Annotated in this window: 24 protein-coding genes and 3 pseudogenes; 10 read left to right on the forward strand and 17 right to left on the reverse strand. The window is 64.9% G+C overall.

The annotated features are described in order from the left end of the window. Positions 1–82: 82 nt before the first annotated feature. The 3 genes from ACVWWN_RS29675 to ACVWWN_RS29685 all read right to left on the reverse strand — a co-directional run bounded on the left by ACVWWN_RS29675 (position 83) and on the right by ACVWWN_RS29685 (position 2,119). Complete coding sequence (locus tag ACVWWN_RS29675; RefSeq protein WP_457147060.1) at positions 83–451, reverse strand: hypothetical protein; 369 nt, start codon at positions 449–451, stop codon at positions 83–85. Positions 452–568: 117 nt separating this feature from the next. Beyond that, positions 569–1,315: a hypothetical protein gene (locus ACVWWN_RS29680; RefSeq protein WP_457147061.1), complete on the reverse strand. Its 747-nt coding sequence runs from the start codon at positions 1,313–1,315 to the stop codon at positions 569–571. Between the two features lie 66 nt (positions 1,316–1,381). Next, positions 1,382–2,119: a TetR/AcrR family transcriptional regulator gene (locus tag ACVWWN_RS29685; protein ID WP_457147062.1), complete on the reverse strand. Its 738-nt coding sequence runs from the start codon at positions 2,117–2,119 to the stop codon at positions 1,382–1,384. Positions 2,120–2,272: 153 nt separating this feature from the next. Here ACVWWN_RS29685 and ACVWWN_RS29690 point away from each other — a divergent pair, with 153 nt between their 5' ends. Continuing rightward, positions 2,273–3,457 carry a geranylgeranyl reductase family protein gene (locus tag ACVWWN_RS29690; protein ID WP_457147063.1) on the forward strand — a complete coding sequence of 395 codons (1,185 nt, stop codon included), beginning with the start codon at positions 2,273–2,275 and terminating at the stop codon, positions 3,455–3,457. Positions 3,458–3,494: 37 nt separating this feature from the next. Here the strand turns inward: ACVWWN_RS29690 and ACVWWN_RS29695 are convergent, their stop codons facing one another. Next, positions 3,495–3,638, reverse strand: a complete 144-nt coding sequence (locus tag ACVWWN_RS29695) for an MFS transporter small subunit (RefSeq protein ID WP_457147064.1) — start codon at positions 3,636–3,638, stop codon at positions 3,495–3,497. A gap of 250 nt (positions 3,639–3,888) precedes the next feature. Here ACVWWN_RS29695 and ACVWWN_RS29700 point away from each other — a divergent pair, with 250 nt between their 5' ends. Next, positions 3,889–4,191 carry a hypothetical protein gene (locus ACVWWN_RS29700; RefSeq protein ID WP_457147065.1) on the forward strand — a complete coding sequence of 101 codons (303 nt, stop codon included), beginning with the start codon at positions 3,889–3,891 and terminating at the stop codon, positions 4,189–4,191. Positions 4,192–4,260: 69 nt separating this feature from the next. On the opposite strand, the gene nrdE is transcribed toward ACVWWN_RS29700, so the two are convergent. The 6 genes and pseudogenes from nrdE to ACVWWN_RS29730 form a co-directional block, all read right to left on the reverse strand. Further along, entirely contained in the window at positions 4,261–6,432 is a 2,172-nt protein-coding gene (nrdE, locus tag ACVWWN_RS29705; RefSeq protein ID WP_457147066.1) for a class 1b ribonucleoside-diphosphate reductase subunit alpha, read from the reverse strand. After that, on the reverse strand, positions 6,399–6,842 hold the full coding sequence (gene nrdI, locus ACVWWN_RS29710) for a class Ib ribonucleoside-diphosphate reductase assembly flavoprotein NrdI (RefSeq protein ID WP_457147067.1): 444 nt from the start codon (positions 6,840–6,842) through the stop codon (positions 6,399–6,401). The genes nrdE and nrdI overlap by 34 nt, the downstream gene beginning before the upstream one ends. Positions 6,843–6,876: 34 nt before the next feature. Continuing rightward, positions 6,877–7,128, reverse strand: coding sequence for a redoxin NrdH (locus tag ACVWWN_RS29715; RefSeq protein WP_457147068.1), 252 nt, complete (start codon positions 7,126–7,128; stop codon positions 6,877–6,879). A gap of 458 nt (positions 7,129–7,586) precedes the next feature. Further along, positions 7,587–8,027: pseudogene (locus tag ACVWWN_RS29720) on the reverse strand (adenylate/guanylate cyclase domain-containing protein); the annotation flags it as partial. 3 nt (positions 8,028–8,030) lie between these two features. Beyond that, a pseudogene (locus ACVWWN_RS29725) lies at positions 8,031–9,276 on the reverse strand (nucleotide disphospho-sugar-binding domain-containing protein). A 429-nt stretch (positions 9,277–9,705) separates the two neighbouring features. Beyond that, positions 9,706–10,248: an NADPH-dependent FMN reductase gene (locus tag ACVWWN_RS29730; protein ID WP_457147069.1), complete on the reverse strand. Its 543-nt coding sequence runs from the start codon at positions 10,246–10,248 to the stop codon at positions 9,706–9,708. Positions 10,249–10,344: 96 nt separating this feature from the next. On the opposite strand from ACVWWN_RS29730, the gene ACVWWN_RS29735 reads away from it, so the two are divergent. The 4 genes from ACVWWN_RS29735 (at position 10,345) to phoA (ending at position 14,934) form a co-directional block, all read left to right on the forward strand. Continuing rightward, positions 10,345–10,953 (forward strand): helix-turn-helix domain-containing protein, encoded by a 609-nt coding sequence (locus tag ACVWWN_RS29735; protein ID WP_457147070.1) that lies wholly within the window; start codon positions 10,345–10,347, stop codon positions 10,951–10,953. A 124-nt stretch (positions 10,954–11,077) separates the two neighbouring features. Then, complete coding sequence (locus ACVWWN_RS29740) at positions 11,078–12,118, forward strand: DNA polymerase IV (protein WP_457147071.1); 1,041 nt, start codon at positions 11,078–11,080, stop codon at positions 12,116–12,118. Positions 12,119–12,144: 26 nt separating this feature from the next. Then, positions 12,145–13,326, forward strand: coding sequence for an AAA family ATPase (locus ACVWWN_RS29745; protein ID WP_457147072.1), 1,182 nt, complete (start codon positions 12,145–12,147; stop codon positions 13,324–13,326). A 90-nt stretch (positions 13,327–13,416) separates the two neighbouring features. Beyond that, the gene (gene phoA / locus ACVWWN_RS29750; RefSeq protein WP_457147073.1) at positions 13,417–14,934 is read left to right on the forward strand and encodes an alkaline phosphatase; all 1,518 of its coding nucleotides are present in this window, start codon (positions 13,417–13,419) and stop codon (positions 14,932–14,934) included. Between the two features lie 7 nt (positions 14,935–14,941). Here the strand turns inward: phoA and ACVWWN_RS29755 are convergent, their stop codons facing one another. Next, positions 14,942–15,799, reverse strand: coding sequence for an SDR family oxidoreductase (locus ACVWWN_RS29755; RefSeq protein WP_457149332.1), 858 nt, complete (start codon positions 15,797–15,799; stop codon positions 14,942–14,944). Between the two features lie 75 nt (positions 15,800–15,874). Between ACVWWN_RS29755 and ACVWWN_RS29760 the strand changes: the two are divergent. Then, a pseudogene (locus tag ACVWWN_RS29760) lies at positions 15,875–16,100 on the forward strand (hypothetical protein). Positions 16,101–16,104: 4 nt separating this feature from the next. Here the strand turns inward: ACVWWN_RS29760 and ACVWWN_RS29765 are convergent. Beyond that, complete coding sequence (locus ACVWWN_RS29765) at positions 16,105–16,734, reverse strand: TetR/AcrR family transcriptional regulator (RefSeq protein ID WP_457147074.1); 630 nt, start codon at positions 16,732–16,734, stop codon at positions 16,105–16,107. A 119-nt stretch (positions 16,735–16,853) separates the two neighbouring features. Between ACVWWN_RS29765 and ACVWWN_RS29770 the strand changes: the two genes are divergently transcribed. Further along, on the forward strand, positions 16,854–18,335 hold the full coding sequence (locus ACVWWN_RS29770; RefSeq protein ID WP_457147075.1) for a cytochrome P450: 1,482 nt from the start codon (positions 16,854–16,856) through the stop codon (positions 18,333–18,335). A gap of 18 nt (positions 18,336–18,353) precedes the next feature. Here ACVWWN_RS29770 and ACVWWN_RS29775 read toward each other — a convergent pair whose 3' ends face one another. Then, positions 18,354–18,845: a homocitrate synthase gene (locus tag ACVWWN_RS29775; protein WP_457147076.1), complete on the reverse strand. Its 492-nt coding sequence runs from the start codon at positions 18,843–18,845 to the stop codon at positions 18,354–18,356. A gap of 250 nt (positions 18,846–19,095) precedes the next feature. Here ACVWWN_RS29775 and ACVWWN_RS29780 point away from each other — a divergent pair, with 250 nt between their 5' ends. Then, entirely contained in the window at positions 19,096–19,839 is a 744-nt protein-coding gene (locus ACVWWN_RS29780) for a FadR/GntR family transcriptional regulator (protein WP_457147077.1), read from the forward strand. Here ACVWWN_RS29780 and ACVWWN_RS29785 read toward each other — a convergent pair. From ACVWWN_RS29785 to ACVWWN_RS29800, 4 genes are read right to left on the reverse strand one after another with little or no spacing between them, the layout of a single operon-like run. Continuing rightward, a complete protein-coding gene (locus ACVWWN_RS29785) occupies positions 19,825–20,703 on the reverse strand; it encodes an alpha/beta fold hydrolase (protein ID WP_457147078.1) in 879 nt (292 codons plus the stop codon). The genes ACVWWN_RS29780 and ACVWWN_RS29785 overlap by 15 nt on opposite strands. Next, the gene (locus ACVWWN_RS29790; protein WP_457147079.1) at positions 20,700–21,521 is read right to left on the reverse strand and encodes a 3-methyl-2-oxobutanoate hydroxymethyltransferase; all 822 of its coding nucleotides are present in this window, start codon (positions 21,519–21,521) and stop codon (positions 20,700–20,702) included. Before ACVWWN_RS29790 ends, ACVWWN_RS29785 begins: the two co-directional genes overlap by 4 nt. Before the next feature lie 8 nt (positions 21,522–21,529). Beyond that, on the reverse strand, positions 21,530–22,048 hold the full coding sequence (locus ACVWWN_RS29795; protein WP_457147080.1) for a 3-methyl-2-oxobutanoate hydroxymethyltransferase: 519 nt from the start codon (positions 22,046–22,048) through the stop codon (positions 21,530–21,532). Next, a complete protein-coding gene (locus tag ACVWWN_RS29800; RefSeq protein ID WP_457147081.1) occupies positions 22,045–23,277 on the reverse strand; it encodes an aromatic ring-hydroxylating dioxygenase subunit alpha in 1,233 nt (410 codons plus the stop codon). Before ACVWWN_RS29800 ends, ACVWWN_RS29795 begins: the two co-directional genes overlap by 4 nt. A gap of 190 nt (positions 23,278–23,467) precedes the next feature. Here ACVWWN_RS29800 and ACVWWN_RS29805 point away from each other — a divergent pair, with 190 nt between their 5' ends. Then, on the forward strand, positions 23,468–24,322 hold the full coding sequence (locus tag ACVWWN_RS29805; RefSeq protein WP_457147082.1) for an NAD(P)-dependent oxidoreductase: 855 nt from the start codon (positions 23,468–23,470) through the stop codon (positions 24,320–24,322). Positions 24,323–24,324 lie beyond the last annotated feature (2 nt).

The raw sequence follows: 24,324 nt of genomic DNA on the forward strand, positions 1-24,324 counted from the left end.
GATCGAGGAACCCCGCTGTCAACGTCGGCCGCGAAGTCGTCGGTTCCCTACACCGCGGTTGCAGGTGGGAGCATTATCTGCCCTACCAGGCGACGATGGGGGAAGTCCGATGGATGAAGGTTCGACGGTTCATCGCGAGCGAATGAATCGGCTCGACCAAGAAGAACACCACTCGCGACACATAGTAGGCACGGCCAAACTCGTCACCCCGTTCTCGGCCGGAATCGCCGCTGCATTCGTGACCGCGGGCGGCTTCGCGGGAGAACCGCAGTGGTGGCATTATCTCGCGCTTGGACTGATGCTCGTTACCATCGGCCTCACCGTCTGGGTGGTTTCCACCAAACGCAAGGGCCAGCTCGAGTTCGACGAGATCGAAATGCCCCAAGACAGGCTTTATCCCAGATACAAGCGGGTCGCCGCGGCGAACAGGGATCACGCCGACACGGTCCACTCCCTGATGGTCGCTCAGATTGTCCTGTCGACAGCGACCGTGTTGGTCGTCGTCCTTCCATTCCTCATCCGATGTGGCCCACGGTAATTGCCGGTACGAGGTCGCGGCAGGTGCCGCTTACGCGAAGGTATGGGCCCGTTCCGGGGACCGATGGACGGCAGGGTCGAAGGACTCGAAGTGACCGGATCCGACCATTCCAATCCCGCGCTGCGGCATGCGAAAATCGCCGAGGCGCGCTTGCCGGAGCAGCGGCCCGCTCGGACCGAGGTCGCGGCCGCGCAGAACCGCACGCGACTCGGCGACAAGCCACAACTGGTTCGGGGCGATCGTGTAGCACTGCCCGTTGGGTGCGCGGCCCGTCAGCCGGACGTCATCGACACCGAGCGTTCGCGTGGCCACCCGGCTCAATCGCTTGAGGCTTTTCGGGTCCGTCCACGCCGACTGTGACAACCGGTCGCCGATCGTGCTCATCAACCGAGTAGCCGTGGAAGCCTGCAGACCGACCGTCCAGTGCAGCGTTCCAGGGATCGTGATGTGGACTGACCACGGGCCGAGCCAGCTGACGGCGATATCGCACTGAACCGCGTCATTGGTGGTCGCCGAGCTGAAATAACGAGCGCAGCTCTGCGGTCCGGGGGTCGTCGCATAGAACGTCCAGTTACATGACGGGTCGCGATGCCACACCGAAAGGTACGGCGGTCCAAAGGTGGTCGCAGGAAGCTGGCGCAGCGCCAGGTAATGCCCGTTGGAGAACGGAAGGCCCATGATTCCGAACCCGACGAACCGTTCGTCATCGCCGGGGGGCAGCATCGGGTTGGCCATCACGGCCGCAACGGCGTCTTGTGGGATGTGGTGTTTTGTCATGCGCCGATGGTCGCGCGCGATGCGATCTCGCCACTTGAGGCGTCTGCCTCAAATCGATGGTTCTGCTCAGGCGACGGGCTGCTGTCGAACTGCGGTGTGGATCGGCTGATCGGCGTCGATCTTGACGCTCAGCAGTTCGGCAGTGCCGTTGATGGCGCCCATCATGATCGTCGTCATGTGCCTGATGAACTGGTCGGCCGGCATCCGGCGCGGGCTGTCGTCATCAGCACCCAGCCACCAGTCGGTCGCCGACGCCGCTGTTCCGAAGATCGCGAAGGCCGCCAGCTCGAAGGCCGCCGGGTCCAGCGCCATGTCCTCGAGTTCGGTGCTCATCATCTGGGCGATCGCCAGTGTGATGTCGCGCCCCTTGTTGACCGTCGTCATCGCCGCCGCTGACTGGTCGGCGAACCGGCCCTGGAGCAGGAACCGTACGACGTTCGGGTGTTGGTCGACCAGCTCGACATAGTGCTCGACTCCGCGACCGACGATCTGGCGCGCGGAGTCCTTCTCCACATTGATCGACGGGATGATCGCCGCCCACAACATGTCGCGCATCCGTTCCCCGATCTCGGCGAACATGTCGGACTTGTCGGCGAAATGACGGTAGATCTTGGGCTTCGCGGTGCCGGCTTCCTCGGCGATCTCTCGCACGCTCACATTGGGTCCGAGGCGGTCGATGGCGCGGAAAGCAGCGTCGACAATCTCCGAGCGCACCTTCTTACGGTGCTCACGCCAGCGTTCGCTGCGCGCATCCACTTTGACGCCCGATTCATTACGGGAACGTGACCCGGACACTCCTCGCACCCGCCCACTGTACCCGCCCGGATACCCCTGACCTGGTCAGACCGTGCCGAGAACCGCGGGTTATCCTCCCGTGGCCAGGCAAATCCCGTAATGGGATGGCCATTGCCGGCTTGGGTACTATCTCTGCGACAGCCAATCAATGAGACGAGAGCTATGACGCAGCGATACGACCTGGTCATCGCCGGTGGCGGCCCCTCGGGTTCGGCCGCAGCATGGCAGGCCGCCCAAACCGGCGCGAAGGTAGTGGTCCTGGACAAGGCCGAGTTCCCGCGCGACAAGCCGTGCGGTGACGGCCTGACCGCGCGGGCGGTCAGCTATCTGCAGAAGATGGGCCTGGCCGATGAGGTGTCGACCTTCCACCGCGTCAACCGCGTCACCGTCTTCAGCCCGAGCCAGTGGGAGCTGTCGTTCCCCAAACGCCCGGGCATGCCCGACCACGGTCATACGGTCAGCCGCACCCACCTCGACACTGTCCTGCTCAAGCACGCCGAATCGGCGGGCGCCGAAGTACGCCAGGGCGCCGAGGTGACCGGTCCCGAACTCGATGCCACGGGTCGCGTCGTCGGCGTGACGCTGAAGAGCGGCGAGAAGGTGTCCGCCGATGCGGTCATCGCCGCCGATGGCGCGTACTCCCCCATCAAGCGGGCGCTGAAGCTCGACTCGGAGTACAACGGCTACTCGGCGATCGCGATTCGTTCCGAGATGCATGCCAACAGAGCCGATTCCGATTCCTTGGACATCTATCTGAAGCTGGCGTTCCAGGGCGATCAGCTGCCGGGGTACGGCTGGGTGTTCCCGATGGGCAACGGTGTTTTCAACATCGGGCTGGGATACGTCAACAGCTACAAGAACTGGCAGTCGATCAATGCCACCCAGTTCCTCGGCGAGTTTCTCAAGACGCTGCCACCGGACTGGGAACTGCCCGCGATCGAGGAACTGAAGAAGAACAAGAGTGTGCGGGCGTGGCGACTGCCGATGGGCTTCACCGCGTGGCCGCCGTGGCGGCCCGGTGTGCTGTTCACGGGCGACTCGTTGGGAGCGGGCAAGCCCGCCTCCGGTGCGGGCATCTCCAAGGCGCTGGAATCGGGGCTCGCCGCCGGTGAGTGCGCGATCGCCGCGCTGCAGAACGGCGGGCCCGACGACTTCACGAACTATGCGTTGCGGATGGAAGCCGCCTGGGGCAAGGAGTACCGGCGCGGCCGCTACTTCCACAAGCTGGCGGGCATCCCCGCAGTGGCGAACACCGGGATCAAGTTCATCGACAACGGCTTCTTCCGCGACCGGATGCTCAAGGCGTTGTACAAGAAGGCCCAGGGTCCGCAGCACACCTACAAGTGAATCGCCGAACCATAAGTGGCCGTTCGGGACCCGTGGGTCACTGGAGCAGTTGCTTGACCTTGAGCAGCAGCTCGAAGACGCCGTAGGCGAACGGTACCGCCACCCACAGCCATGCGAGGCCGATGTAGACCTGCCCTCTCCGGGTAGTCGCGGTACTCGACATCGGCTGTGGGCAGGTCATCGCCTGCTCTCCTGAAGTCCCTGGAGGGATCTGGCTGAAGAATGACGCGCTCACGTCATGCCTCCGTCCGGCTGGTGATGGCGGTCACATCTCGCCGAGTGCCTACACAGCGCGCTCTCAGACACCACATCTACACGGCCGAGCCCCTAAGCCCCTATAACCGGTCTACGGCCGACGCCCTACCCGTCAGCCCAGCTCAGGGGTGTGTGCCCCGTTTCAGTGAGCGCGACGGCACCGCAGGCTTGGCGCCATGAACACCAAACGATTTGTCTCAACAGTTGCGATGACCGCCGGTCTGGCGATCGGATTCGCCGCCAATGCCGACGCTGCGCCGGTGAGCCCGGACTTCTGGGAATGCGCCGCCGAGCACCCGGACCCCACCGAGTTCGGGGTCTGCTGCGTCTTCTACGGCGGGACCTTTGACGAGAAGACCGGCGAATGCTGGATCGACCACGAGGTGAAGCTGGAGAAAGCCGATCCCGGCCCCCGCGTTCCCCCGAAGCGGCCCGTGCTGACGCGACTGCCCGACCTCCAAGTCGCGACGCTGCGCTAGCCCGCGTGTGGACTTAGCGCACGTCTCCCCGCCTCCGCGTGCATCACGTCCACACGCGGCGTGCGCGTTCTACAGCATGCAGCTGACGCAGCCCTCGACCTCGGTGCCCTCCAACGCCATCTGACGCAGCCGGATGTAGTACAGCGTCTTGATTCCCTTGCGCCACGCGTAGATCTGCGCCTTGTTGACGTCGCGCGTGGTGGCGGAGTCCTTGAAGAACAGCGTCAGACTCAACCCCTGATCCACGTGCTGCGTCGCCGCGGCGTAGGTGTCAATGACCTTTTCGTAGCCGATCTCGTACGCGTCCTCGTAATACTCGAGGTTGTCGTTGGTCATGTATGGCGCCGGGTAGTACACGCGCCCGATCTTGCCTTCCTTGCGGATCTCCACCTTCGACGCGATCGGGTGGATCGAGGATGTCGAATGGTTGATGTAGCTGATCGAGCCCGTCGGCGGAACCGCCTGCAGGTTCTGGTTGTAGATGCCGTGCTGCTGCACCGACTCCTTGAGCCGCACCCAGTCCTCTTGCGTCGGGATGCGAATGTCGGCGTCGGCGAACAACTGGCGCACCTTGTCGGTCGCCGGCTCCCACGCCTGCTCGGTGTACTTGTCGAAGAACTCCCCCGATGCATACTTGGACTTCTCGAAGCCCTTGAAGTGCGAGCCACGTTCGATCGCAATGCGGTTCGACGCCCGCAGCGCGTGATAGAGCACCGTATAGAAGTAGATGTTGGTGAAGTCCACACCCTCTTCGGAGCCGTAGAAGATCCGCTCCCGCGCCAGATACCCGTGCAGGTTCATCTGTCCGAGCCCGATGGCGTGCGAGTCGTTGTTGCCCTGCTCGATCGAGGGCACCGACCAGATGTGCGTTTGATCGGACACGGCGGTCAACCCCCGGATTGCCACCTCGATGGTCTGTGCGAAGTCCGGCGAATCCATCGTCTTGGCGATGTTGAGCGAACCCAGATTGCACGAGATGTCCTTGCCCACTTGGGCGTAGGTCAGATCTTCGTTGAACACCGACGGCGTCGAAACCTGCAGGATCTCCGAGCACAGGTTGGAATGGGTGATCTTGCCCTCGATGGGGTTCGACCGGTTCACCGTGTCCTCGTACATGATGTACGGGTAACCGGACTCGAACTGAAGCTCGGCCAGCGTCTGGAAGAACTCGCGTGCCTTGATCTTCGTCTTGCGGATCCGCGCGTCGTCGACCATCTCGTAGTACTTCTCGGTGATCGAGATGTCGGCGAACGGCACGCCGTACACGCGCTCGACGTCATACGGCGAGAACAGGTACATGTCCTCGTTCTTCTTGGCGAGCTCGAAGGTGATGTCCGGGATCACCACGCCGAGCGAGAGCGTCTTGATCCGGATCTTCTCGTCGGCGTTTTCGCGCTTGGTGTCGAGGAACCGGTAGATGTCCGGGTGGTGGGCCTGCAGGTACACCGCGCCGGCACCCTGGCGGGCCCCCAGCTGATTGGCGTAGGAGAACGAGTCCTCCAGCAGCTTCATGATCGGGATGACGCCGGAGCTTTGGTTCTCGATGTTCTTGATCGGAGCGCCGTGCTCGCGAATGTTGGAGAGCAGCAAGGCAACTCCCCCGCCGCGCTTGGACAGCTGCAGCGCCGAGTTGATCGAGCGCCCGATGGACTCCATGTTGTCCTCGATGCGCAACAGGAAGCAGGACACGGGTTCGCCGCGCTGCTTCTTGCCCGAGTTGAGGAACGTCGGGGTGGCCGGCTGGAAGCGGCCGTCGATGATCTCGTCGACGAGCTTCTCGGCGAGCATGGTGTCGCCGGCGGCCAGCGTCAGCGCCACCATGCAGACGCGGTCCTCGAAGCGCTCGAGATAGCGCTTGCCGTCGAAGGTTTTCAGCGTGTAGGACGTGTAGTACTTGAACGCGCCCAGGAAGGTCGGGAAGCGGAACTTCTTCGCGTACGCCCGGTCGATGAGGCTCTTGACGAAGTTGCGCGAGTACTGATCGAGCACCTCGCGCTCGTAGTAGTTCTCCTTGATCAGGTAGTCGAGTTTCTCGTCCTGATCGTGGAAGAACACGGTGTTCTGGTTGACGTGCTCGCGGAAGTACTGGTGCGCCGCCTCGCGATCTTTGTCGAACTGGATCTTGCCGTCGGCGTCGTACAGATTCAGCATCGCGTTGAGAGCGTGGTAGTCCGTCTCGCCGGGAAGTGCGCCCGGCGCGGCGGGGGTTACAGGCTCTGCAGCTGTGACGGTTGGTGGCACGTCTGGTCCTTCCAGAAGTCGGCGAGGCCCGCACGGACGGCTTCCACGTCGTCCGGGGTTCCCATGAGTTCGAAGCGGTACAGGTACGGAACGCCACACTTGCGGGACACCACATTGCCCGCGTAGGCGAACTCGGCACCGAAGTTGTTGTTGCCCGCGGCGATGACGCCGCGGATCAACGCTCGGTTGTGTTCGTTGTTCAAGAACGCGATGACTTGTTTGGGGACATAGCCACCGTCGTTGATGTCCGGTGTGGCGCGCCCACCGCCGTAGGTGGGCAGCACCAACACGAAGGGGTTGTCGACCTCGATGCGTCCGTGCAGCGGAATCCGGGTGGCGGGCAGGCCCAGCTTCTCGACGAAGCGGTGCGTGTTCTCCGACACGCTGGAGAAGTAGACGAGGTTTGTCATCAACTGCTTCTCCTTCCTGCGCTTCGGATACCCCTTACGCCGTGACCGCTGCACCTTCGAATGCGCCGGTCAGTGACTTGATTCGGTCGGGCCGGAAACCGGACCAGTGGTCATTGCCGGCCACCACCACGGGCGCCTGCAGATAACCGAGCGCCATGACGTAGTCACGGGCCTCGCTGTCCAAGCTGATGTCGACCTTTTCGTATGCGATGCCTTGCTTGTCCAGCGCCTTGTAGGTGGCGTTGCACTGCACGCATGCGGGCTTCGTGTACACGGTGACGGTCATCGGCGGTACGGCTCCTCTGCAACTGACACTTCACTGAGACTGGCAACTGTCTGGTACTGCACATCGCTAAAAGTTCAGCGACCCGAAGACCCTCAAAATTCCTGGCGACCGGGGCCGCCGTCCGCGGGGTCCGGGAACCGGTACCGCTGGATTTCTGGGCTCCGGCCGACCCTGGAAGGTCCGAGAACCGTGGGGGTCTGTCGGTGCATCGGAACACTACACCTAGTGTCCGACATTGCGCACGGATACCAGATGTTCTGAATGACATTTGTGAAATTCCCAGGTCGTAAGCATTTCGCCACCTCACCGCTCAGCGTGTCGCACATCACATTCTGGGTGTGTCGCCGGCTCACTACACGTCTATCACCGGGCACCGACAATCCGCGCTGCCCGATCCGCGGCGTCGACATGATCAGCAAAGGCGCCGACGGCTGACGCGCGTCGGGTGAATCAAGCCGCTCACCGGTAATCACCTGCCCCGAGTTGAGACCGACCCGCAGTTCCAGCTGGACGTCGTCGCGGCGGCGCACTTCGGCAGCCAGGACCCGCGCCTGTTCCTGGAGGTCGAGAGCCGCCAGACAGCCACGAAAAGCATGGTCTTCCAGAGCGATCGGGGCTCCGAATACCGCCATGATTCCGTCGCCCGTGAAGTCGGCGGTGCCGCCGTATCGCTCGACCACTGTCCGCGACCGGTGGAGAAGGTCCCTCATCACTTCACGCAGGCGTTCGGTACCCAATGCCGAGGCCATGTCCATCGATCGGACCACATCGGCGAACAGGACGGTGACCTGCTTGAACTCTGGAGGACGCGGAGATGAGGCGATCGCCGATCCGCAGGCGTCGCAGAATTTTGCACCGTCGCGCGGTGCAATTCCACAATTCGCGCACGGCACGGTCATCATTCAGACCTTTGCCGCCGGCCCCAGGCCGAGTAGTCGCCGCTCCAATAGATCGGCGCCCCGTGCGACACCGCCCGAGGCCGCGAACCCTGCCGCCACCCGGCGGGCGCCGTCGACCGTCGACATGGCCTCGGCGACCTTCGATTTCAGTCGCGAGGGGGTCAGCTTGGTGGCGCACAACCGCGTACCGCTGCACGACACTTCCACGCGCCGGGGCCACCTCGAACTGGTCACGGCCGAAGGGCACCACGCACACCGGAACGCCTCGCGCGAGGGCCTTCTGGGTAGCGCCCATTCCGCCGTGGGTGACCGAGCAAACCGCACGGTCGAGCAATAGTCCGTGCGGGACGAAACGGCGCACGGTCGCGTTGTCGGGAATCGAGATGCGCGCGGGAATTCCGCACGGGAATGTCGCCACCACGTGTACCGGCTCATCGCTCAGCGCTGTCATCGCGGCGAGCGGTAACGCGTCGTCGCCTTGCCGTTCGGACGACGTCGTCACCAGCACGATCGGCCGGTCGACGTCGTCGATCCAGTCACTGCTATCGGCGAAGGGCAGATCGAATTCGCAGGGACCGATCATCTGCACCGCATCGCCCCAGTCGGGATGGGGATACTCGAACGGTTCCGCGCTCGCGACGAGCATGAGCCGTGCGCGCCTGACGAAGTCGTCGCTCGACGCGATCGGTCTGGCACCAGGGGTCGCGTGAATCCGATTCAGCGGCTCGACCATCGCCTGCTTGATCAGGCCGTCACGAGGGGCGCAACATTGCATCACGGAGTCGGCCGCGCATACCGGGCCACGGGCGCAGGCCCGGGCCGAAGGGCGGCACCGCCCGGGATTTCAGAAACGGTGGATACGACCAGAAGGCCACCCATGGCAGTGCCGCCACGTCCGCCGCAGCCGGCGCTCCCAGCAGGTGGCGTCGATGATCGCGACATCAGGATGCGTGGATGCGATCGCCGAGCGCAGGTCGTCGACTTCGTATTCCGCCCTCTTGGCGAACACGTCGAACGCCGTTCGTATCGCGGCGCGCCCGTTGGGAGCCATCCAGTCGGTCATCGCCACCGCTTCGATCCGCGGGTCGATGGCCGACGTCTCGAATGCCAACCGGGCGCCGATGGGCACCCCTTCAGCGAGGGTCCGCAGGATGATCCGGTGGCCGCGCCCACGCAGTTCGCTGAGCACCGCCAGGATGGGACACAGGTTGCCGAAGGCCGGTGAGGTGTAGGCCAGGGTCGTCGCCATCGGTCCAGTCGACCCCCTGCGCTCGTAGGCCGAGCCGGAGCCCCGAATCGACCTCTCGAGCTGGGAGTTTATTCGGCGCACCGAGGTGATGGACAGCCTTTGACCGTCGCGCTGCGGTTGCGCAATAGGAAGCCACGACCAACGGGGGCTATCGGCGTAGATTCAGCAGCGAGACTTGTCGGGGGCGCAAACCCGCATGCCGGGCGGGCACGACGCACCGGCGCAGGCGTGTGACGCCTTGGCGTCCGCCGAGGGCGACGTGCCCGGCACAGGCCGCAGCGATGACACCGTTCGAACCAGGCTCGTGACCACGCGTTGTCCGCACATGCTCCAGATGGTGCGACGTGCAACCGTCCCGGGTCGTGCGTAGTCGACTACCCGACTTCACGGTCCGCGCGCGCGTACTACCCGTGTCGCCGGCCGACGCCGTCAGAAGACCTCGGCGGCCAGCTTGCCGACGATGTTGCGCAGATTCTCGACGAGCTCCGCGTTCTCCCGCGGATGCCTCCCCTCGAGCACCTTGGTGGGCACCGACAGCCTGAGGTCCTCGACGATTCGTGGCCCGGCGATCCCGAACGACTTGCGGGTCTCGTCGTGCGCCCACACCCCGCCGTACTGACCCCGCGACGCGCCGATCACCGCCAGGGGCTTGTTCTTCAGTGCGCTGTCGCCGAACGGCCGGGACAGCCAGTCGATCGCGTTCTTCAGGACACCGGGAATGCTGCCGTTGTACTCGGGGGTGACGACCAGCGCCGCGTTGGCCCCGGACGCCGCGTCACGCAGGGCGACGACGGGCTCGGCGACGTCGTCGTTGTCGAAGTCCTCGTTGTAGAGGGGCAACTCCCCGAGCCGCTCGAACAGCACAAGACGCACCCCGTCCGGCGCGGTTTCGATCGCCAGCTCAGCAAGCTGCCGGTTGACCGACGCCGCGCGCAGGCTCCCGAGCAGTACCAGCACCGTGATGTCCGACATCGCTGCGTCCTTTCGATCCTTTCGGTCGTCTCACCGATCTTCGCACGATCTAATCGGACCACGGTCCGATTTATTCGGCTGAACTAAACTGCGGACATGACCTCCACTCCCGAGCTGCGCGGGCTCCCGGTCACGGACAACGCGCCGCAGGAGCGAGGCGACGCCGCACGCAACCGCACCCTACTGGTGGACGCCGCACGCAAGCTCATCGCCGAACGCGGCGCCGACGCGGTGACCACCGATGACATCGCCGCGGCCGCCGGCGTCGGCAAGGGCACCCTTTTTCGGCGGTTCGGCAGCCGCGCGGGGCTGATGATCGTGCTGCTCGACGAGGACGAAAAGGTTCAGCAACAAGCGTTCCTGTTCGGTCCGCCGCCGCTGGGGCCCGGCGCGCCGCCGCTGGCCAGGCTGCTGGCATACGGCCGTGAGCGCCTGCGGTTCGTCCACACGCATCAGGCTCTGCTCTCCGACGCCGGCCGCGACCCGCAGACGCGGTTCAACGCCCCTTCCATGCTGCACCGTCGCCATGTCCGCATCTTGCTCGAGGATGCGGCTACCACCGGCGACCTCGACGCTCAGGCGAACGCGCTTCTCGCGTTGCTCGACGCCGACTACGTGCGCCACCAGCTGGCCGAGCGCGGCGAGACACTCGAAACCCTCGGCGATGCGTGGGAAAGTGTGGCGCGCAAGCTGTGCGGCCGATGAGCGCTCGCGCGAAGAGCAGACGGCACCGATGAGCGCTCGCGCGAAGAGCAGACGGCACCGATGAGCGCTCGCGCGAAGAGCAGACGGCACCGATGAGCGCTCGCGCGAAGAGCAGACGGCACCGATGAACAGGTGGATTCTGCACGTCGACCTCGACCAGTTCCAGGCCGCCGTCGAAGTACGCCGCCGCCCCGAGCTGGCCGGCCTGCCCGTCATCGTCGGCGGCAACGGCGACCCGAACGAACCCAGGAAGGTCGTCACATGCGCGTCGTATCCGGCGCGTGAATTCGGGGTGCACGCCGGGATGGCGCTGCGCACCGCCGCCCGCAAGTGCCCGGACGCGACGTTCCTGCCACTGGACACCGCCGCCTACGACGACGCCTCCGAACAGGTGATGGGTCTGCTGCGGGACTTCGGCTATCCCGTCGAGGTGTGGGGCTGGGATGAGGCCTATGTCGGCGCTGATGTCGACCACCCCGTTGGCCTGGCGGAGCAGATTCGTGAGGTCGTCGCGACGGAGACCGGGCTGTCGTGTTCGGTCGGCATCAGCGACAACAAGCAACGGGCCAAGGTCGCCACCGGGTTCGGCAAGCCCGCAGGCATCTACGTTCTCACCGAGGACAATTGGATGGCGGTGATGGGGGACCGTCAGGTCGATGCGCTGTGGGGCGTGGGTCCCAAGACGGCCAAAAAGCTTGCCGAACTGGGCATTGCCACCGTCGCCGACCTTGCCGCCACCGATGCCACCCTGCTGACGTCGACCTTCGGCCCCACGACGGGGCTGTGGATCCTGTTACTGGCCAAGGGCGGCGGCGATACCAACGTCAGCGCCGAGCCGTGGGTGCCCCGCTCACGCAGTCATGTCATCACCTTCGCCCACGACCTGACCGAACGCTCGGAAATGGACTCGGCCGTCATCCAGCTCGCGCGGCAGACTCTCGACGAGGTCGTCGCGCAGGACCGGGTGGTCGCCCGCGTCGCCGTGACGGTGCGGACGAACACGTTCTACACGCGGACCAAGATGCGCAAACTGCCCTCCCCCAGCGTCGACCTCACACCCATCACGACAACGGCCCTGGACCTGCTTCACCAATTCGAACTCGACCGGCCCATCCGGCTTCTCGGCGTCCGACTCGAACTGGCACCGCCTGCGGGCGGGTACTAGTCAGACCAGCACAATACGCTCGCCCAATGTTGAACACGGTCGCCATCCGCGGGTATCGCTCGTTACGCGAGCTGATCCTGCCGCTGCGTCAGCTCACCGTGATCACCGGAGCCAACGGCGCAGGCAAGTCGTCGGTCTACCGCGCGCTGCGACTGCTCGCGGACTGTGGCCGCGGTGAGGTCATCGGATCGCTCGCACGTGAGGGCGGCCTGGAGTCGGTCCTGTGGGCGGGGCCGGAGAATCTCACGGGCGCGAGCCGGACCGGTGTCGCGCAGGGCACGACGCGCACCCGTCCGATATCGCTCGAACTTGGTTATGCCTCAGATGATTTCGGCTACCTGGTCGATCTCGGCATTCCCCAGGACGCCGGCCTGCGATCGGCGTTCGCCCGAGACCCTGAGATCAAACGCGAAGCGGTGTTCGCGGGCCCGGTGCCGCGGAAGGGCGCGATGCTCATCCGCCGCACCCGCGAATTCGCCGAAGCCAGCTCGGAATCCGGACGTGGTTTCGACGAATTGAGCCGATCGATGCCGGCCTACCGCAGCGTGCTGGCCGAGTATGCGCATCCGCAAGCCCTCCCCGAACTCGCCGCCGTGCGAGAGCGGCTGCGCAGCTGGCGCTTCTACGACGGCTTCCGTGTCGACGCGGCGGCGCCGTCGCGGCATCCGCAAGTCGGGACCCGCACGCCCGTTCTCGCCGACGACGGCAGCGATCTCGCGGCCTCGATCCAGACCATCATCGAGGCGGGCCTCGACGACCTGTCCCGTGCCGTCGCCGAGGCGTTCGACGGCGCGACGCTGTCGGTGGCCGTCACCGAGGGGCTGTTCGACCTGCAGCTGCGCCAGAAAGGCATGTTGCGGTCGCTGCGCTCAGCCGAATTATCGGATGGCACATTGCGTTTCCTGCTCTGGGCGGCGGCGCTGCTGAGTCCCCAGCCGCCGTCGCTGATGGTTCTCAACGAGCCGGAGACATCGCTGCACCCGGACCTGGTGCGTCCGCTGGCGAGGCTGATCCGGGCGGCGGCAGCGCAGGCTCAGGTGGTGGTCGTCACCCACTCCCGGGCGCTGCTGGACTACCTGGACGCGGCCCCGATCGACGACGCGGGCGACGTCGCGACCGAGATCGAGCTGTACAAGGACTGGGGCGAAACGAAGGTCAGGGGCCAGGGGCTGTTGTCGACTCCGGCGTGGGACTGGGGCAAGCGCTGAGCAAAGCTGTCAATTTCCTTGACGGCCAATCTTTGTTAACCGGCATGCCGTTCAATTCGCTCGGCCTGTTCTGTCGAGCTAGGAGCATTCATGCCGGTGAATTCGGGGTTCAAGGCGGTCTGCGTAGTGAGCGCCGCGGCCGTCGTCGTCCTCGCGGGCTGCGGCAGCGATGAAAAGAAAGAGTCCAGCGGCGATCTGCTGAGTCGCGCGGCGAAGGGCGAACTGTCCGCCACCGGCGGTGCACAGCGGCTCGGCGGGGACCAGACCGACGCCGTCCGCGGCACGATCAACGGCTCCGGCGCCCGCAACATCATCCTGCTGATCGGCGACGGCATGGGCGATTCGGAGATCACCCTCGCCCGCAACTACGAGAAGGGCGCGGGCGGCTTTTTCGACGGGATCGACGCCCTTCCCCTCACGGGTTCGTACACCACCTACGCCCTCACCAAGGACGGCAAGCCCGACTACGTCACCGACTCGGCCGCCAGCGGCACCGGGTGGTCCACCGGCACCAAGACCTACAACGGCGCGTTGGGTGTCAACATCAAGGGCGAAGCGCAGAAGTCGATTCTGGAACTCGCCAACGAACAGGGCCTCGCCACCGGCGACATCACCACGTCGGAGATCCAGGACGCCACACCCGCGGCGTTGTTCGCTCACATCAGCGAGCGGGACTGCTACGGCCCCGACGAGATGGCTGAGAGCTGCCCCGGTGAGACGCTGGAGAAGGGCGGAAAGGGTTCGGTCACCGAACAGCTATTGGCGGGCCGCCCCGATGTCACGATGGGCGGCGGTGCGGAGACGTTCGCGCAGACCGCCACCGGCGGTGACTACCGCGGCAAGACACTCGAGGTGCAGGCCAAGGAGCGCGGCTACCAGATCGTCCGCACCGCAGACGAATTGGCCAATGTCACCAAGGCCGACCAGGATGCCCCGCTGCTAGGGCTGTTCGCCAACGGCAACATGCCGGTCAGCTGGGCCGGGCCGCCGGCGACACATCAGGGTTATCTGCAGCCCGCGGCCCAGTGCACCGACAACCCCGAACATGGTCCGGATGTCCCGAAACTGGCCGATATGACGCAGAAGGCGATCGATCTGCTCAAGGGCAGCCAAAAGGGCGAGAGCAAGGGCTTCTTCCTCCAGGTGGAGAGCGCGTCGATCGACAAGCGGGACCACGCCGCCGATGCCTGCGGCCAGATCGGTGAGACCGTCGTGTTCGACCAAGCCGTCAAGAAGGCGATCGACTTCGCCAAAGAGGACGGCAACACGCTGGTGATCGCCACGGCCGACCACGGCCATACCAGCCAGATCGTCGAGCCCGTCACCGAAGACGATCTACGCGGTGTCGCCGAGGACATGAAGCTGCCCATCGAGCGCGTCCGCGACATCATGTACCCGGGGCTGACGGTCACGTTGACCACGCACGACAGGGCGGACATGACAGTCAGCTACGGCACGTCGGGGGACGTCAACGCCGAGGATCAGACGCATACCGGCACCCAGGTGCACATCGCGGCCTACGGCCCGCGCGCAGCCAACGTCGTCGGGCTGACCGATCAGACCGACCTGTTCTTCACGATGACCGATGCCCTCGGCATCAAGCGGTAGCTAGAAGTCACCGCCGGCTGGGTCGTAGCGCGCGGCTGAACACCACGTTGGCCTGTCGCATCGCAACGCTGTAGGGCCACCACATGGTGCGCTTGAACAGGTAGAGCGCGCGGATGTCCGGTGACGTGTAGACGAGATAGCGGTTCTTGACCACTCCTCGCAGGATTCGGTCCGCCACGTGTTCCGGCGAGACCGCGTGGCCGGCGAATCGGTCGGTCCACTTCTGCACGTTGGGATCCTCGCGATCCACGCCGGCGATCTGAACCGTCTGCACCAGCGGAGTTTTCACCGCACCGGGAACCACGACGGAGACACCGATGCGGTGGCGCGCCAGATCGAAACGCAGCACCTCGGAAAGCCCGCGCAGCCCATACTTGCTCGCGCTGTAGGCGGCGTGCCACGGCAGCGCAACCAGTCCGGCGGCCGAGGACACGTTCACCAGATGGCCGCCGCGGCGCGCCTCGACCATCGGCGGCAGAAACGCCTCGATGACGTGAATCGGACCCATCAGGTTGATGTCGATCATCGATTTCCAGTGCTGATGGGTGAGCTTGTCGACGGTGCCCCATGCGGACACTCCGGCGATGTTCATCACCACATCCATGGCGGGATGGCGGGAGTGAATGTCGGCGGCGAAGGCCGTTACGGCATCGTGGTCGGAGATGTCCAGCGCCCGGTGTTCGGGTACTTCTGCGCCGAGCGCACGCGCGTCGGCGACGGTTTTCTCCAGGCCGTCGGCGTCACGGTCGGTGAGGAACAACTGCGCCCCTGCGGCCGCCAGTTTCAGCGCTGTCGCGCGCCCGATGCCGCTCGCGGCCCCGGTGATAAAGCAACGCCTCCCGGCAAAACCGCTCCCCTGCGTCATGGCGGTGACCTTACCGGCGAAGCCGGAACGCCCCTTCACGCTCGACTCGAAGGCGTTGCCTAATCTCATTCGCCAATGATCAAGAACGGCACCCGTTTGCAGAGTCAGGTGTGTGACACCCAGGTCATCGTCGTACGCACCCTCGACGCGGCGCTGTCCGGACGGCAACGCGATGGGCAAGCGCTACGTCGACGAGGGTGGAGGGGAAGTCCTCGTCACGAAGGCGGGCGCCGGGACACTCTCGATCGGCGATACGCCGTTGAATCGCAAGGAAGCCAAGCCACTGCCGGCCAGCGACTGACGGGTCAGTCGTCTCGAGACTCACGCCAGAGGGCGCTCATCCACAACCGCTCGACGATCTCGATCGCCCGTTCCGGCGCACTGCCTCTGCCGACGAAGGTGCTGTCGTGCGTCAGCGTCATCGTCGTCGTAGCCGCCAGGGTGCGGACCAGTCCCGGCAGGTCGTCGGAGATGGGGCGGGCATCGGCGTCCTGTTCGACGAGCGTGACGATCTTGTTCATCACCGAGTCGTAGAAGTCGTCCATCATCTCGCGGATCTGGGTGTCAGTGTTGCGCGCGACCGCACAGGCGGCCAGCACGGGGTCGTTGCTGGCATAGACCGCGGCGGCGCTTCCGACCATCCGCTTGGCGAACTCCGACGGTGTCTCCCCCGGCTCACGGGGGGCGAAGTGATGGGTCAGGTTGTCAAGCAGGTCCCCGGCATCGGCGAGGATCACGGCGAGCACGGCGTATTTCGAGTCGAAGTAGAAGTAGAAGCCCGACCGCGCAACGCCGGCACGTTCGCTGATGGTGCTGACGGACAGGTCGGCGAACGATCGCTCCTCGAGTAATTCACGAACCGCAGCAACGATGGCGTCGCGTTGCCGATCACCCCGACTCCGGCGGATTTCCTGTTGTGCGGGTTCGGCCGTCATGGCAGTAGACCTTTTCATCACGACTCGCGGGTTTCAAAACTTGACACGCGTCAAGACACCATACCAGGATGGATGGTCGGGTGACATCCACCACAGCGTGTCATTTCAGGAGTGTCCAGATGCCGACCATCAGCACCAAGGATTACCTGGTTGACCAGGCCAAACGACGGCTGATACCCACAATCAACAACATTCCGGGAATGGGCGCGCTCGAGAAGCGACTGACGAAACGCGACTGGGATCAGATCACGCTGGCCGAGCCGGCACCCGGCAGCGGCCTCAAAACGGTGGTGGGCGACGCGGGCCTGCCCGTCGTCGGCCACATGATCGAATCATTCCGTGGCGGCCCGGAATACGCGCTGAGCGTGTACCGGAAATTCGGCCCGGTCTCCTACTCCTATTCCACCGCGCTTCAATCGGTCATCGCCCTCGGCCCCGACGCGACGCAGGCCGTCTTCTCCAATCGCAACAAGGATTACTCGCAGAAGGGCTGGCACCCCATAATCGGGCCGTTCTTCCACCGCGGGCTGATGCTGCTGGACTTCGACGAACACATGTACCACCGGCGGATCATGCAGGAGGCGTTCACCCGGACCCGGCTGGCCGGTTACGTCGAGCACATCGACCGAGTGGCGTCCGACGTCGTTGCCAACCAGTGGGTGACCGACGACGCGCGATTCCTGTTCCATCCGGCCACCAAGAAGCTGACGCTGGACATCGCGTCGATGGTGTTCATGGGCCACGAGCCGGGCACCGATCATGACTTGGTCACCAAGGTGAATCAGGCCTTCACCACGACCACCCGGGCAGGCGGAGCGATCATCCGCACCGGGGTTCCCCCATTCAAATGGTGGCGCGGCCTGCAGGCCCGCAAGGTCCTTGAGGACTATTTCGCCGCACGTGTGAAGGAATGTCGCAACGCCGACGGCACCGACATGCTCACGGTGTTGTGCCATACCTCCGACGAGGACGGCAACAGCTTCTCCGACGAAGACATCATCAACCACATCATCTTCGTGATGATGGCGGCACATGACACCTCGACATCGACGCTGACGACGATGGCGTATCACCTCGCCGCCAACCCCGACTGGCAGGAACGTGTGCGAGACGAATCGGACCCTCTCGGCGACGGTCCTCTCGATATCGAGGCACTGGAGAAACTCGAATCCCTCGACCTCGTAATGAACGAAGCTCTGCGCCTGGTGACACCGCTGCACCTCAATGTGCGCCAAACTGTTCGCGATACCGACCTGCTGGGCTACCACCTGCCGGCCGACACCCTGGTGGTGACGTGGCCGAGCATGAACCACCGGTTGCCCGAGCTGTGGACCGATCCCGACAGGTTCGATCCGGCCCGCTTCGCCGAGCCACGCAGCGAGCACAAAAAGCATCGCTACGCCTTTGCTCCGTTCGGCGGTGGCGCGCACAAATGCATCGGAATGATGTTCGGTCAGCTCGAAGTGAAGACGGTCATGCATCGACTGCTGCGCCGCTACCGGCTGGAACTTCCCCACCCCGGCTATCGGCCGCATTACGACTACGCGGGGATGCCGATCCCGATGGACGGCATGCCGATCGTGCTGCGCCCCCTGCACTGACGGCCCTGCGCCGAAACCTCAGGCGGCGGTCAGCAGGCGATTCGCACACGCGATGAGCGCGCGCAGCGCCGACTGCGTCGGATCATCCGAAAGACCCATCGCCCATTCGGAATGCGCACCGTCGAACCCGCGGATGAATGTCGCCGTGTCCTGACCGGCCGGCACCTGGTGGAACGCGGTCATCTCCATGGCGATGCCGCGTTCGTAGAGCATCGCGGTCAGCGCGGCGATGGGGCCGGTTGCAGCGGCCGACGACGTGCTGATCCGGTCGCCGACCGCAAGGGTGGCTTCGTAGTTGCGGGCCTGGGGGCCCAGCCGGCTCGACGGGCATTCAGCGTCGGTGCACGCCCAGTGGCCCAGCCGCAACGGTCCTGAACTGGCCGCATATTCATCCAGAAACGCCTCGTACGACATTGCCTCGGCCTCCTCGCGCAGTCCGCGTGGCATCGAGGCGCCGATGTAGGCCGTAAACGTCAGCGGCGCTGCGCTGGTAGCGGTTGTGGAGTTCATGTGCCGGACTTCTCTTGTCTTCAGAGGAAGTGACCGACGAAGTAGCGACGACCCACAGCGAGGGGTCGGTCAGGATCAGACCCCGCTGCGGGTTGCTACTACGAGTCGTCTCGGCACGTTGGCGACTCTAGACGCACTTCGGCAGGCCGTGCAATCGTTTTGGGGACCCTTTCTGCTGACCGGTGTGCCCGCCACGCGCCCGGCAAACGGAAGTCCCCATCGTATGGTCTGGTGGCATTATCATTGGTCCATGGCTTCAGAAGGAACGATGGCGTCGTCGCGGGCAGTGGACGGGCTTTTCAGTCGGGTCACCCCGGGACGCGCGTCGGAGATGATCGTCGATCAGATCCGGTTGTTGATCCGCGACGGTCAACTGAAACCGGGCGATCGGCTTCCCGCCGAACGTGAACTCGGGGAACAATTCGGCGTGAGCCGGGTCACCGTTCGTGAGGCGTTGCGCGGACTCGAGGCGAACGGCATGGTCGCCATCAAGGTCGGGGCGCGCGGCGGTGCTTTTGTGACAGCGCCGACGAGCGCGCGCATCGGCGAGGGGATCATCGACCTGCTGACCATGTCAGACCTCACGGACAGGGAAGTCACCGAAGCGCGGCAGATCTTCGAGCTCGGCATCATTCCGATGGTGTGCGAGCGCGCCACCGAAGAAGACATCGCCGAACTGAACGAGATCTGCGACCGCGGTGATGCCGCCCTCGAGAACGGTTCGTATCCGATGGAATTGTCGGCGGAGTTCCATTCCAGAGTCGCCATCGCCAGCCACAACGCAGCCATCGCCATGCTCGCTGCGTCGTTCCACGGGCCCACGCTGCTGTCCATGCGGCATGTCAGGGAAGCCCATCCCGAGATGGGTATCCGGGGCAACCGTGAGCACCGTCAGTTCGTCGCCGCAGTCAAGAAGCGCGATATCGAAAAGGCGACCGCAGTAATGCGCACACATATCGGTCGCACCGCGCGCCACGTCTCAAAGGGGCAGTGACTCCAGGAAATCGCCGACCCGCGCCGGCGCCGATTCCGCGGTCTGCTGGGCGACCGGCACATCCCAGTACTCCGCGCGGGACAGGCACTCCTGGAGATAGCGCGCCGCCGAGGGTGCGTGCGAGGTGTCCTGTCCCGGCACGATCAACGCGGGAACATCAAGGGCGAGCAGATCTTCCGGTTCGACACCGGGCACGGTGTCGCGATCGAAGAGCAGCCTGCCCATACCCGCGACGACCGTCTGGTACCAGTCGGGGTCCAGCAGCACGTACCGCTCCGCGAATTCGGGATCGTTGCGCAGCACGGTGACCCACGGACCGACGCGACCGTCGTCGGAGAAGCCGGCATCGGTGTCGGCGGCCAGCGCGGCAACGCCGGGCAGCCCGTTCTGGGCGACGTAGGCCAAGTGGGCCCAGAACCGGGCGTGCTGCTTCATTCGGTACTTGGGTCCGCCCGCAGGCGAATACAGCACGACGCCGGCAACCCGATCGCGGTGGGTCGACGCCATCCGCGCGGCGATCGAACAGCCCACGCATGCCCCCATGATGTGGACCCGATCGAGGTTCAGGTGATCGAGCAGGCCGACACCCTGGGTGACGTAGTCAGACCAGCGCAGCCGCTCCACACGTCCGCCGGAACCGCCTGACTCCCGTTTGTCGAACGTGATGCAGCTGAACCGTTCTCGCAGCCGCGACAGCATCTCCGTGCGTTGATACAGCCCATGCTTCTCCCAGTTCTGCATGGTGGCGTTGAAGCCGCCCGGCGAGAACATCAGCAGCGGTGGCCCGGAACCCGCCACCGAGTAGCGCGTGACGATTCCGTCGACCACCGCGGTGGATACGTCGACCGTCGGATTCGCGCTCATGCCCGGATGCCGCCCTTTATCTGGCGAGCGGACCGCACATCCTCGGCGTACGCCGTGATCGCGTCGTGGGCGATGCGAGCGACGTTGGCATACGTGTCGGGTGGATCGTCCAGCGAGTCGGCGGCGTAGCCGATCGCAGCGGTGGCCATCCGCATCCGGCCGTCCAACCACGGCCCTCCGCCGAACCCGCCGAGCACCGGTATCGACACTGACTGTGCGACAACAGGGCCCACGACTGGCCCGGAATTGGTGAAGTTCAGTAGAGCAGCGCCCGCATCCTCCAGACGCTTGGCCTCCCCCACCAATTCCTCAAGCAGCTCATCGGGCACCGTGTCGCCGGGTTTGGGGGTCGCGCTATAGCTGGTGCCGTATTTCAACGATGTCTGCGGCGTGATACCGAACTGTGCGAATACCGGGATGCCGGCGCGGGTCACCGCCGTGACGGCGTCGAGGTGGTCCGACGCGCCGTCGAGCTTGACCATGTCGACACCCGATTCCTTGACGAACCGGATCGCGGCGCGCACTGCGCTCTTCGGCCCTTCCTGCACGGGGCCGAACGGGAAGTCGACACTCAGCAACGCCCGCCGCACTCCACGACGCACTGCCTGGCTGACGACGAGCATCTGGTCCATCGTCACCTCGAGCGGATTCGGCTGCCCCCACAGGTTCGCCCCGACCGTGTCGCCGACCGACACCAACTCGACTCCGGCCCGGTCGACGATGCGCGCCATTTGATAGTCCCAGGCGACGACGCCGACGATCTTGGTGCCGTCACGCTTCATCGCCTGCAGGTCGGCCATTTTCACCTTGGCGGTCACATCACTCCTCAAGCCCGTAGTGCGGTCAACATATCGATGGCATCCCGCTCGTCGTTGCTGACCATGAGCACCCGAGCGTGCGGTCGCAGCACCGCCACCGTTCCGCCGACCAGTGATGGATCGCCGATGACGAGGCCGGCGGTCATGATTGCGCGAACGGTGCACGCCGCACCGATGATGGTGGCCGCGGCCGCGTCGGAGTCGACCGTGGCGACCATGATCACCACATCAGCTTCTTCGAGTTCGGCGAGCAGGCTGGACGCCCCACCGTCGGTAGCGCGCAGTTCGACCGATCCGGAGCCAAGGGGGCCGGTATCGCCGGCAGGCCCGCCGAGCGTGAGGAACCGTGCATGACCCCACTCTTCGTGGGAGATCCGCTCGACGATCGCGTCGGCTCCGGCATCGAGTCCGATGATGCGCGCACCTCGGCGACCACGGATCGGACGGTCGATGCGGTACCTCATCTCGGCAGCCGTCGTCGCCCTGGCGCAACTGCTGCCCAGGATCGGCCGGGTCGAGACGGTCATACCGACGACTGCCGCACGCCCTCGCGTACCGACAGGTCCTCGCGACAGGCCTCGACGAACGATGCTTCCCGCGGCAGGACGACCGCCGCGGACCGGACTCGGTGGTGGGCCGGGTCGACACCAGGAGGCGTTATGCCCTTGTCCCGCAACGCCTCGACCGCTCTCTTCAGCTTCTGGCGGGCCTTGATGATGCCGCTGTCCGCAGATACCAGCATCTCCTTGGTCCGATCCACGATCGGGCCCATGCTCTCCTGCAGCGAGGCATCCTGCATGGCGATGCCCTTGACGCCTGAATAGGTGTCGCCGCGCTTCTGAGCTTCCCGGTCGATCAGGTAGTCGTTGTCCTTGTTGGCCGCTGGACGGTAGGTGCCGGGGATGTTCTCGCTGTGGACTCCGTGGCCGTCCCGCATCGCCTGTACCTCCGTGGCCGTCAGCGCGCGAACCGGGTGATAGTCGAACGAGTAGGCCCAACAGTTTTCGTCGTCGATCGGGATCCAGAAGTGACCGTGCATCGGGTGGTCACCACGCGGTGGCACCATCGTGAAGCACGGCATCACCCATGGGGTGATGCGCCAGTAGTACGTGTCCTCTTCGGCGTTACGCCGCGCGCCGACGAACAGGCCACCGTCGGCCTCGGCCACCTCGAAGAACGGCTTGAGGTCGGCCATGTTGTACTCGTTGCCCTTGGCGCCCTTGAACAGCGGGTCGGACTTGAGGCCACCGGAGTGCAGGAAAGACACGTGGCTCGAGTCGATCCCGCCCTCGAAAGCCTGTAGCCAGTTGCATTCCTGCCACCTCTTCGAGGTGTAGGTCTGCTCGGGCGGGACCAGTGCGAACTCGAATTCGGGTTGCGGCGGTTGCTTTTCGGGGTCACCCATGTAGGTCCAGAGCACGTCGCCGATCTTGACCAGCGGGTAGGACGTCAGCTTGACGTGCGCGCAGAACGTGCTGTTCTCCGGCTCGGAGGGCACCTCGATGGCCTGCCCGGTGACGTCATACTTCCACCCGTGGTAGGGGCAGCGCAGTCCCGAACCTTCGTTGCGGCCGAACCACAGTGAAGCACCGCGGTGCGCGCAGAACTCGTCGATCAGCCCGTACCGGCCTTCGCTGTCGCGGAAGGCGACCATCCGCTCGCTCAACAGCTTCACCCGCACCGGAGGGCAGTCGTCCTCGGGAAGCTCTTCGGCGAGCATGGCCGGAATCCAGTACTGCCGGAACATCTCGCCCATCGGCGTACCTGGTCCAGTGCGGGTCAAGAGCTCATTGATTTCGGGCCTAAGCACCGTCCACCCTCTCAGCTGTCTGCCAAAACTTACGCGGTGAGAACCGCATCACAATCAACCTAATTGTAATACCATTAGAACTTAACGCCAACCCCTGCCGCACCGCGGCTTTTCTCCGAACAAGGAGGCAAAAAGCATGATCGGAATCGTCGGTGTCGGCGATATGGGATTGCCGATGTCGGGCCACATGGTGACCGCAGGCTTCGACGTCGTCGCGTACGACATCGACGCCGAGCAGTTGGCGACCGCAGCGGCGGGCGGTGCCACACCTGCATCGGGCCTGGCCGAAATGGGCGAGAAGGCCGAGATCGTCGTGGCCTGCCTCCGCACCGACGATCAGATGGAAGCCGTCGCCCAAGAGTTGGTGGCTCACGGCACTGCAGGCCAACTCATCGTCGTTGCAGGCACCCACAGCCTGGAGTTCATGCATCAGTTGTCCCGCATCGTCACGCCGAAGGGGCTTCGACTCATCGACGCGCCTGTGGTCTTTGGCGCCAAGGGCGCCCAGGAGGGGAATCTGCTCTCGCTGTGCGGGGGGGAAGCCGGCGACGTGGAACGGGCGCGCCCGGTGATGATGGCCTACAGCCGCGGTGTGGAGCACGTCGGCCCCCTCGGTGCGGGCCAACTGGCCAAAACGTGCAACAACCTCCTGCACTGGATTCACTGTGTGGCGAACTTCGAGACGCTTGCCATCGCCAAGCGATACGGGGTGGATGCGCAACGCATGCGCGAAGTACTTCTGAAGTGCCCGGGTGACAACGGCACCCTGCGGCGTTGGGACTCCACGCGGTTCACTTGGCAAGAGAAGGACATGGACTTCGTTACCGACCTGGCGCAGGGCGGCGGGCTCGTGCTGCCGCTCACCGGCCAGGCCGACCAGCTCATCAAGACCCTGACCGCCGCCGACGTATCGGCCCTGTTGTACGAGCCGGAATGCTCCTACCTGGGCCGCAGGGTCGCGCCGCTGGCCAAGGCCGAGGGCGGCGTATGAGC

Source organism: Mycobacterium sp. URHB0021 (assembly GCF_054057895.1).